The 10011-nt window shown below is 39.7% G+C and carries 10 protein-coding genes and 1 pseudogene; 2 read left to right on the top strand and 9 right to left on the bottom strand.

Features of this window, described 5'->3' with window-relative positions:
- Nucleotides 1–505: pseudogene (tnpA, locus tag I6F53_RS02705) on the bottom strand (IS66 family insertion sequence element accessory protein TnpA); the annotation flags it as partial.
- Nucleotides 506–531: 26 nt separating this feature from the next.
- Here tnpA and I6F53_RS02700 point away from each other — a divergent pair.
- Together I6F53_RS02700 and ykgO are read left to right on the top strand one after the other, a co-directional pair.
- A complete protein-coding gene (locus I6F53_RS02700; RefSeq protein ID WP_197238380.1) occupies nucleotides 532–795 on the top strand; it encodes a type B 50S ribosomal protein L31 in 264 nt (87 codons plus the stop codon).
- Complete coding sequence (gene ykgO / locus I6F53_RS02695) at nucleotides 792–926, top strand: type B 50S ribosomal protein L36 (RefSeq protein WP_002958669.1); 135 nt, start codon at nucleotides 792–794, stop codon at nucleotides 924–926. The genes I6F53_RS02700 and ykgO overlap by 4 nt, the downstream gene beginning before the upstream one ends.
- A gap of 62 nt (nucleotides 927–988) precedes the next feature.
- Here ykgO and I6F53_RS02690 read toward each other — a convergent pair whose 3' ends face one another.
- The 8 genes from I6F53_RS02690 to I6F53_RS02655 form a co-directional block, all read right to left on the bottom strand.
- Nucleotides 989–1375: an OsmC family protein gene (locus I6F53_RS02690; protein WP_166421576.1), complete on the bottom strand. Its 387-nt coding sequence runs from the start codon at nucleotides 1373–1375 to the stop codon at nucleotides 989–991.
- Nucleotides 1376–1457: 82 nt separating this feature from the next.
- On the bottom strand, nucleotides 1458–1847 hold the full coding sequence (locus I6F53_RS02685; protein ID WP_166421575.1) for a cytochrome b562: 390 nt from the start codon (nucleotides 1845–1847) through the stop codon (nucleotides 1458–1460).
- A 168-nt stretch (nucleotides 1848–2015) separates the two neighbouring features.
- Entirely contained in the window at nucleotides 2016–3794 is a 1779-nt protein-coding gene (locus tag I6F53_RS02680) for a sugar phosphorylase (RefSeq protein ID WP_197238377.1), read from the bottom strand.
- Between the two features lie 55 nt (nucleotides 3795–3849).
- On the bottom strand, nucleotides 3850–5070 hold the full coding sequence (locus I6F53_RS02675; protein ID WP_002958673.1) for a glycosyl transferase: 1221 nt from the start codon (nucleotides 5068–5070) through the stop codon (nucleotides 3850–3852).
- On the bottom strand, nucleotides 5063–6808 hold the full coding sequence (locus tag I6F53_RS02670) for an HAD-IIB family hydrolase (RefSeq protein WP_197238376.1): 1746 nt from the start codon (nucleotides 6806–6808) through the stop codon (nucleotides 5063–5065). The genes I6F53_RS02675 and I6F53_RS02670 overlap by 8 nt, the downstream gene beginning before the upstream one ends.
- A gap of 144 nt (nucleotides 6809–6952) precedes the next feature.
- Nucleotides 6953–8191, bottom strand: a complete 1239-nt coding sequence (locus I6F53_RS02665; RefSeq protein WP_166421572.1) for a uracil-xanthine permease family protein — start codon at nucleotides 8189–8191, stop codon at nucleotides 6953–6955.
- 9 nt (nucleotides 8192–8200) lie between these two features.
- The gene (upp, locus tag I6F53_RS02660) at nucleotides 8201–8830 is read right to left on the bottom strand and encodes a uracil phosphoribosyltransferase (RefSeq protein ID WP_007580883.1); all 630 of its coding nucleotides are present in this window, start codon (nucleotides 8828–8830) and stop codon (nucleotides 8201–8203) included.
- 146 nt (nucleotides 8831–8976) lie between these two features.
- Nucleotides 8977–9933, bottom strand: a complete 957-nt coding sequence (locus tag I6F53_RS02655; protein ID WP_197238375.1) for a DUF1679 domain-containing protein — start codon at nucleotides 9931–9933, stop codon at nucleotides 8977–8979.
- Between the last annotated feature and the right edge of the window lie 78 nt (nucleotides 9934–10011).

The following is a 10011-nucleotide window of genomic DNA, read 5'->3' as shown; positions in this document are numbered from 1 at the left end:
GAAATCAGTCTTCCTCTTTTTCTTTCCAATAGGCATCGAACTTTTTTCCGAGAACGAGTAAAGCTGCCGCTTCTGCTAACGCTTTATCCTTTCTACGTAACTCGCGTTCGAGCTCGTTAATGCGTTTTTTATCGGTCTTCTGCTCAGGTGTTATCTTGGCTTTTCTCGTGAGTGTTGTGCTTGGATTGCCGGCAATACAAGCTTGCTTCCATTCGTTAACTTGCTCAGGGTATAACCCTTTAGCTCGGCAATATTCACTTAACTCAACTGCCGACAAAGAGGCTGCTTCCAATACCACTGAAAACTTTTCCTCACTTGACCACTTATCTGATGAACTGACTTTTGACACGTTTAACCCTGAGGTATTAAATTGCTTTTGCCAACTATACAGGGTTGAAAGCTTAATGCCTTCTTGTTCTGCAAACTGACGAACCGACAAATCACTTTGACTAAGCTTGTTTAATATCGCTTCTTTAAATTGAACTGAATGCCTTTGATAATTCACTTACTTTAACTTACCGCGCCCTGTTTATTTGTAAATTAATTGAGGCGACAACTATCCTGACACAGGGGGATACCGCTGCCGATTCTTACTTTATTATTGGCTCAACCATAAAAACGAGCCGCACAGTAGAAATAGACGGTAATACATATCCATACGTACCTATTGATGTATCAAGTGACTCGCACCCATTTTATACAGGCAAGCAAAAAACAACCGCTACAGATGGCCGCGTTGCGCAGTTTAATCGTCGTTTTAAAAGTTTATCGACTGTTAAAAAGGAAAAGGTATGAAAGTATTAAGCTCTCTAAAAAGTGCCAAGCAACGTCCGGGGTGTCAAATTGTAAAACGCAAAGGCCGCGTATTTGTAATTTGTAAAAACAACCCACGCTTTAAAGCAGTACAAGGAATGAAAAAGAAATAAGTTAAACGGGGATGCTCAACATATAATTAGGTAGCTTGCTTAAGCTACCTAATTTAGAGGGACTATTTTACCACTACCGAGAACTCAGGTACTGCCTGAATCACTTTTTTAACGGTACAGGTATTTACAGCTGCAATAAGCGCCTTTTTATACTTATCAGGGAAGCCATCTGGTAAGTTAATCTCTATTGAAAATAACTTTTTACCGTTGTCATCTACATTTTCGTTATTTTGTGTGAGCGTCATACCTTCAGTGGAAATATCGCGTTGCTCACAAAATTTACGTGCATAAAAACCTGCACATAAAACCATACTTACTAAAAAGTAATCAAACGGTTCAGGGAATTCAGCCCCGCCACCAGCATTTATACTTTGATCGCTTATTACTTCTAGGTCGCCAAATTTAGCGCTTTGCTTTTGGCCTTCTAACATTGAAACTGAAATTTCCATTGTGTTTCCTTATATTTATTGCTGCAGATACCTTTAACGCAATTAATTAAAAGTAACTCCTAAAGATACATAGTGTTTAGGTTTACGAACCGAATAGTAATTCAAAGAATCCTGGAGGCTCATGTAACTCATGATATTTTTTACGTAAATTATCTATATTTTTCAGTGGTTCTTTTGCCGCACTTAGCCCCTGCTCGTTAGCTGCTTTTTTTGCAAGTTCAGCTTGAGTAATCACTTTATCAAGGCCTTGTAATGATTGTTCAGCTTTTTTGTAAAACTTAGCCGTTTTACTTACTTTTACCAGCTTAATAAATTCATCGATTGCAGTATTAAATTCGTCAATCTGTGTAGCCTGCACTGCTTGTTTGTATGCAAGGCCGGTGTTTTTCATATTTATTTCAAGATCGACTGGCTGCTGGGCTAAAGCCAACGAGCTAAATAGTAACGTAATAGCTAAATAAAAATACTTCATGAAAAACCCTATAAATAAAAGAGGGCTAATTATATCAATTATAGTGATGAAAGTAACTCTACAGAAAGAATATGCTATTAACTGGTGTAAAGGGGCTTTACAGTAAACAACCACAGAATTTAGGCAATAAAAAAGTCTGCATTTGCAGACTTTTTAAAGAGTTAGCATTTATTTAATATTACTCAGCCACACACTTTGATACGGCTCAAGTTCTATTGTTAATTGGCTTTCTTCAATCGTTTTATCTGCCACCAAATCAAACCACTTTTGAGTATTAATCAAATTTAGGTCGGCCAATGTGAGTGTTTGTGGTTTATCGCTAATGTTATAAACACAAAATATGCTTTGGCGACGGTCAATGCTTTGCCTCCAAAAGCCAAATAACCCACCTGCTAAATGCAGCGTAAACTGTGTAGCATTTGGGTGAAAGGCACTTTGCTTTTTACGTACTGCCAATAAGCTTTTTATGCCGTTGAACACTTTATGATGATGGCTATACTTTTCGCCAATGGCCGCTAATAGCTTTGACTCTTGCCAGCGATGGCGGTTTATAGCGCGGTTATGCTGTGAATTTTCAAATCGCTCGTAATCGTTAGTTGTACCTAATAAACTGTGAATATAAAGCCCTGGTATGCCTTCAAGTGCAAACATAATGGCGTGAGCACACATAAACCGCTCAAGGCCAAACTTATCTGGGCCATTGTGCGTCCCTTGGAGTGCATCAAATAAAGCAATATTTAGCTCGTACGGTGTATGTGTGCCATCGTTACTTGTACGCATTGATACACGACCACCAAACTGCATGGTTGTACTTACTAGTGACGCCACTTCGCTGGGTTGTAGTAAACCTTCAATGGGTCTGAGCCCTATTCCATCGTGCGAGGCTATAAAGTTAAAGTATGCAGTACCATTTTGCGCAGGCGGCATGCTCATCATCCAATGTTTAATTGCTGTGCTATCGCCGCTAAGTAATGTGTGTAGCAACAATGGCGGTAAGGCAAAGTTATAAATACTGTGCGCTTCGTTAGCATTACCAAAGTACGATAGGTTTTCTTGGTTTGGAATATTGGTTTCGGTAATTATAACTACGCTGGGCTCTGCGTGCTCAATAAGTGTTCGCATTAGCCTTACGGCTTCATGTGTTTGCGGCAAATTTATGCAACTGGTATTAAGCTGCTTCCACAAAAATGCGACCGCATCGAGTCTAAACAAACGCACGCCATTGTCTAAATAATGCCTAATTATTCCCACAAACTCTTTAAGTACCTCGGGGTTTGCAAAATCAAAATCAACCTGATCGTGACTAAACGTACACCACACGTGCTTTTCGCCGCTTGGCGTTGTTACCGTATTTAATAGCGATGAGGTTCGCGGGCGTACAACTTGGCTTAAATCATCCGTTAAGCTAGCCGTTTTAAAGTAGTCTTTACCCGGGTGTAAATCATTTAAAAAGTTTTCAAACCATACGCTTCTGCTTGAGCAATGGTTTATAACTAAATCTGCCATTAGCTTTACATCTTTAGCGATATTTTGAATATCTCCCCAATCACCCAACGACTCGTTAACTTGCACGTAGTTCATTACCGCAAAGCCTTCGTCTGAGCTGTACGGGTAAAATGGCAATATATGCAGGGCATTTAGCTGCATATCGCACTGCTCTTTTATAAAGCGGTGCAACGTTTTAAGCGGTGCTTCTATTGGGCTTGATACAGCAAACTCACTATCGTCGTGTTTAATAATAGAGTCGCCATAAGCAATCAATACTATATCTTGCTCATCCCATCTGTTTGTATGGGGGGTCGGGTCGCGCAGTGCATTGCTACCTAATATAATTTTAATAAGTTGCTGAGCAAGCTCAGTAACCGATAAAGGCAGCTCAACTCCCTCATAAATAATATGAAGATGTTGCTCTACTCGTTGTAAAAATAATTCGCTAACTGAAATCACATGCGCCCCTAATATTTATTGTTTAGACTTATAGGCTAGTTAACCTGCGTACAGGTTAACTATATTCTTCGTTATCTAGCTCTACGGCTTCTTTTAAGCGCTCAAGTACGTCTGGCATTGCTGATACAACACGGTTCCAACTTGGCACAAATGGCGCTTCCATTGGGTTTTCTAAAAAGTGTTGGCCTGCTTCCATAATATTTTGTGCAAACATTTCTACTGCTTTTTCTTCTTGGTGAACATCAAGCGTTAAGCCGTTCATAAGCGCATCGTTATGATACGTTTCTATAAAATCTAGACCGATACGGTAGTACGTTGCTTTTAGTGAGCGAATTGTTTCGCTGGTAAAAGTGACACCTTGAGTTGCCAGCTTTCTAAACAATGCCTTAGTAATATCAATCGACATTTTAGACAAACCTGCACTTTGGTCATCAAGTGAAAGTTCTTGGTGCTTATGATCGTAATTATCGGCAATATCTACCTGGCACAAGCGGTTATGTGAATAGTTACGATACATTTCACTCAGTACGCCTATTTCAAGGCCCCAATCACTTGGAATGCGAATATCGTTTAATACATCGCGTCTAAACGAAAACTCACCAGCTAATGGGTATCTAAAAGAGTCCATATATTCAAGGTAGTCTGTATTGCCTAAAATTGTTTTAAACGAGCGAAGCAGTGGCGTTACTAATAAGCGCGATACACGGCCATTAATTTTGCCATTAGCAGTACGCGGGTAAAACCCTTTACAAAATTCATAGTTAAAACGTGGATGCGCAACAGGGTAAATTAACCGCGCTAGTAAGCTTCTGTCGTAGGTTAAAATATCGCAATCATGCAGCGCAATAGACTCTACTTCCGCTGTTGCTAATTTATAGCCCATGCAGTACCACACATTACGGCCTTTACCAAGCTCACGCGGTGCAACACCTAGCTCTTGTAATTCTTTATCGAGTGCTTGTAAGCGTGGGCCGTCATTCCATAATACTTTGTGGTTTTGGTTTAACTCTTTAAAAAAGCCAAGTGCATGGCGGTACTGTGCTTCGTCGGCTCTATCTAGCCCAATAGTAATTTGTGATAAATACGGTACTTCGCGTAATTCACTTACTATATTTTGAAGCGCAGGGCCTTCTAATTCACTAAATAACGAAGGGAGTATTAATCCCATTGGACGCTGCTTACTAAAAGTAAGTAGCTCTTTTTCTAGGTCTTCTATTGGTCTGTCGGCAATGTTATGTAATGTTGTAATAATGCCATTTTGATAAAAATCAGCCATGAGATGTTTGCTCCTCAGAAATACTTAAAATACTGCTAATGCACGGCAACGATGTTATTTCTTCAATCCAGCCCAGCGGTGCCGGTGATTGAGAGTATCGTGCTTTGTTGTGCGACAATTTAACCGGCTTTTTACTCGCCGGATTGGCAATAATAATGGCGATATTTGCGTGCTCTAACATTTGCTTATCGTTATCGCTATCACCCAGTGCTATAACCGTGAGAGGCTTTCTGAAATGATGGGTAAACTGTTTAACTAACCACTGCTGTGCAGCGCTTTTATCGGTATTTTTGGCAATATGAATGAAGCGTCCGCCAATTTTTATATCGTAGCCGAGTGCTTCAACATCGTTTACAAAGGCTGTGAGTAATTCGTCGTTGCCATACCAATAAAGAGGGTCTGAATAATCGCGAGTTTGTGCGCGTCTTGCTTGTGCATCGCTAAGACCGGTAAGCTCTGATATTTGCTCACTCGATAAGTCACTAAACAATTTGTAATGCGCTTTGTAATCCGCCTTTAAAGTATTTAAGTCCTTTAATAAACTCGATAACGGCTTTGCCATTGCATAACACCAGTACGCGCCTACTTTTTTACAACCAATTGGCTTTAATTCAAAATAGTCTTCTGGAATAAATACCGCGGCACCGTTTTCGACAATAAAAGGCTGTTGAATATTTAAATCGTTTTTAAGCTCGATAACTTCGCAAAAAGTTTTGCTGGTATTAAACACCACAGGAATATGCGCATTTTGTAGCTGCTGTAATAACTCACTGATATTATTTGTATTGTAATCAGCGTGATCGAGTAATGTGCCGTCCAAATCTGTAAAAATAATAGGTTGAAGGGTGTCGTCACTTGTTAGGTGCATACCGCTAATATCGCGGTTGCTATCAAGTTCAATTAACGCATTTGCTTTAGCGCTCAGTGTGTTTAAGTTCTCACGCGTAATGCGCTCAAAATGAGAAATAAAATACACCAATTGCTCGTTAGTCATGGTGCCTGAGCCTTCACCTTTTTTGGCTATTAGCTTTTGTTCTTGCTCTTGTCGCCATGTAAAAACATCACTAAAACTCGGTGCTTTTAGCATAACGGTATAATCAATTAGGTTAAAAACGGCTTTATATTCGTTTGCTAAACAGCTATTTACACAGCGGCGCCAAACGCCTTCTTTATCAAACTGTTGCTCTAACTCGTTAAGCGGCTCACTCAATGAAAACAGCGGTTGTGGCTCACTGCCCACGCACCACCCTTCTAAAATAACAATATCAACTGGCTTTTCATTTGTTAGCCAATCATTTGCTGGTACGCAGTCGTCTTCGTGTTTATTAAACCGTGGAAGCGGTACGTTTACCTCTCCTGCCAGTAAGTTAGTTATTGTGCTATTCATTAATGCTACGTCGTGAGTGCCCGGTACTCCGCGAGTAGTAAAAAGAGGATGTACATCTTTGGCAAGCTCAGTACGTGCTTGTTTTGCTAAATAAAAGTCATCAATCGACAATGCAACACTGTTAAGCGGTGTGTTTTTAGAAAACCAGGTAACTAAAAAGTCGGCGAGTGTTGTTTTTCCTGAGCCTTGGCATCCATTTATGGCAACAAAAATAGGAGTATTTGTTTTTTTAGATTCGAGGATGTCATGCGCGAGCGGAACAAAATATTGCTCACTCAAATATTGATACTTTAAAGGCAGTTGGTGTTTTGCTAAAAACGGGGTTATATCCACAATATTGGCCTCTGACATAGTTACTCCTTTGCATACAATGCGTCTGGGAGTTAAATGCAGGTACTAGACCATTATTATTTTTATATATTTATTAATAGGTTAAAAAAATAGCGCATTATAAATGCGCTATTATGGTGCAATCTATTTAGCTAATGTGCAAAATTAAACTTTTTCAGGCTCTGCTTTTGGTAATACTAAGTTAAGTACTATTCCTAAAATAGCGCAAAGGCTTACGCCCTCTAAACTAAATTGGCTGCCACCAATATGCATACCGCCAATACCGCATACTAAAATAAGTGCAACAATACTTAAGTTACGTGGTGCTGTTAAATCATCGCCCGACTTAACCAGTGTATTTAAACCCACTACAGCAATAGAGCCAAAAAGTAGAATCATAATGCCGCCCATTACTGGCACAGGAATAGTTTGCAAGCCAGATCCCATTTTAGCTACAAACGCTAAAATAATGGCAATAACAGCTGTCCACATCATTACTTTAGGATTGAAGTTTTTGGTAAGCATAACTGCCCCCGTTACTTCTGAGTAAGTAGTGTTAGGCGGGCCGCCAAATAATGATGCCGCAGAAGTCGCAAGGCCATCACCAAACAAAGTACGGTGAAGCCCAGGCTTTTTCAAAAAGTCTTTATTGGTTACTTGGCTAATAGCCATCATATCGCCAATATGCTCAATTGCAGGTGCTATTGCTACAGGTACCATAAACAAAATAGCCTGCCATTTAAACTCAGGCCAAGTAAAGTTTGGTACAGCAAACCACTGTGCGTTAGTCACTGCGTCAAATTGCACAACGCCCATACCAAGCGATAAACAATAACCCGCTACAACCCCTGCTAATATAGGTATAAGCTTAAATACGCCTTTTCCCCATACTGCAAAAATAAGCGTAACCACTAACGAGAACAACGAAATGTAAATAGCGCTGGTGTAATCAATAATTTGAATACTGCCGTCGCCACTTTTACCCATCGCCATATTTACAGCAACAGGTGCAAGCGCTAAACCAATAACCATAATTACAGGGCCTACAACCACAGGCGGTAAAATTTTATGAAGCGTTGCAACGCCTTTAAATTTTACTAATAAGCTTAAAAGCATATAAGCAAAACCCGCGACCATTAAGCCTCCCATGGTGGCCGGCACGCCCCACATTTGCACAGCGGCAATAATAGGTGCAATAAAGGCAAATGATGAAGCTAAAAATATAGGCACTTGGCCTTTAGTCACTACCTGAAACAGCAAAGTACCCATGCCTGCGGTAAAAAGCGCAACATTAGGATCTAAGCCCGTTAAAAGCGGCACTAATACCAGCGCACCAAATGCTACAAACAGCATTTGCGCGCCCGTTAAAATAGTTTTTATTGAAAAGGTGTCATTATTTTGCACTTAAGACTCCTAAACAGTACCGAATATTTTGTCGCCCGCATCGCCTAAACCAGGGATAATATAGCCCTTTTCGTTTAAGTGGCTATCTACTGAGGCTGTAAATATTTCTACGTCGGGATGTGCTGTAAGTGTTCTTTCAACACCTTCTGGTGCTGCAACTAGTACAATTACTTTGATTTCTTTACAGCCTGCTTTTTTAAGCATATCGATTGTGGCAATCATTGAGCCACCCGTTGCAAGCATAGGGTCAATAACTAAGCTTAAGCGCTCATCAATATTACCTACTAACTTTTCAAAATATGGTACTGGCTCTAGTGTTTCTTCGTTACGTTCAAGACCAACAACACTTACTTTAGCCGCTGGTAATAACTGCATTACACCGTCCATCATGCCAAGACCAGCACGCAAAATAGGCACTACGGTAATTTTTTTACCTTTAATATGCTCTACTTTTAATTTATTGCCATCCCAGCCTGTAATTTCGTTATCTTCTAACTGTAGGTTTTTTGTTGCTTCGTAGGTTAATAAAGTACCTACTTCAGAACACAATTCACGAAAGCTTTTAGTGCTAATACCATGCGCGCGCATTAGGCCTAATTTATGTTGAACAAGAGGGTGAGAAATAACGTGAATAGCCATGATGTAAACCTAGTGATAGAAGAATTTGCGGTATTTTATATTAAAAAAGGTCATTTGACCTGTAGTTTTAACGAGATTTTCATACATCGTGCCAAAATGTATTGTTTTGCTTGATATTTATGCAAGCCATCAACCCTTTGTGTTTATTAAATGTTACTCGCTAACCAGCTGTTTACTTGCTGTTGCATATAACTATTTATTTTTTGATGCTCAGGGCTCCAGCCAGCTAAAAATCGATAAAAGTCAGCCCATGCAGCAGGCCATAAAGCGAACCAATCGTTAGCTATTTTATCGGCAGGTGCTGTAGGGTGATAAGTAGTAATAGCATTCTTTAAATTATCAAAATAATACGCAAGATACTCATCAGCGCTTTCGTGTAATTGTGCATCACTTAAGCAACTGGTCATAAAATACATTGCATCAATTATCCCGCAACCTGCACCTATATACTGAAAATCATAACCGAGTATTTTATCGCGCTCATTTGCTGCAAAGTTAGCAAGTTTTGCATCGCCATGAATCAGCGTTTTATAGGCACAACTTTGTAGCTGCTCATCTATTTTATGTGCAGCATTTTTAATATCGGACTTTTTATCAAGGTTATCTTTTAGTTTATTAAACTCATCTGGGCGCGTGCTTAAATGCCAGTAATTGCCTTGCTGCCATAACCCGTCAGCGGGTTTACTTAAGTTAAACGCATGAAAGTGTGCAAGCCACTTTAATATAGCTTTAACATGCTGTGGCCCCGCTTGAGTAAATCCATGTTTGGTGAAGTCTTTAAACACCAGCGCATATTCATCGCCTTTATTAATTGCGCTTAAACATTCAATACTTTGCGCATGTGCTGGTAAATGCTGGCTATAAAGCTTATAAAAAGTGTATTCAACGCTATAGGAATACTGCTTTCTTTCAAGCGCAAATTCGCTTTGCTTAATTTTAGGGTGGTGTATATAGCTGGGTATTTTAATAGCTTTAACAACACAGGCTTTATCATCAAGCTGGCACTGCACAATACTGCCACAGCCACTCCAAAGTGATGTTAGCGTATCGCCAATTTCAATGTGCTTAAAATGAGGTTGTAATAAAGGAATGTAAAATGCCATGGTAAAAATAACTATCCGTTTGTTTTGCTTTGCTTAAATTAGACCCACTCTTTACGAGCTATGAGTCTAAATTGCACG

The organism is Pseudoalteromonas sp. SWN29, assembly GCF_015864465.1.
Lineage (GTDB): Bacteria > Pseudomonadota > Gammaproteobacteria > Enterobacterales > Alteromonadaceae > Pseudoalteromonas.
Note: the sequence above shows the minus strand (reverse complement) of the source record. Positions and strands in the feature narration are given on the sequence as shown.

Bases quoted from the DNA above. Each gene is read 5' to 3' on its own strand.
- I6F53_RS02685 (WP_166421575.1), bottom strand. From the start codon at position 1,847: ATGAAGTATTTTTATTTAGCTATTACGTTACTATTTAGCTCGTTGGCT.
- I6F53_RS02675 (WP_002958673.1), bottom strand. From the start codon at position 5,070: ATGGCTGATTTTTATCAAAATGGCATTATTACAACATTACATAACATT.
- upp (WP_007580883.1), bottom strand. From the start codon at position 8,830: ATGGCTATTCACGTTATTTCTCACCCTCTTGTTCAACATAAATTAGGC.
- I6F53_RS02670 (WP_197238376.1), bottom strand. From the start codon at position 6,808: ATGTCAGAGGCCAATATTGTGGATATAACCCCGTTTTTAGCAAAACAC.
- ykgO (WP_002958669.1), top strand. From the start codon at position 792: ATGAAAGTATTAAGCTCTCTAAAAAGTGCCAAGCAACGTCCGGGGTGT.
- I6F53_RS02655 (WP_197238375.1), bottom strand. From the start codon at position 9,933: ATGGCATTTTACATTCCTTTATTACAACCTCATTTTAAGCACATTGAA.
- I6F53_RS02690 (WP_166421576.1), bottom strand. From the start codon at position 1,375: ATGGAAATTTCAGTTTCAATGTTAGAAGGCCAAAAGCAAAGCGCTAAA.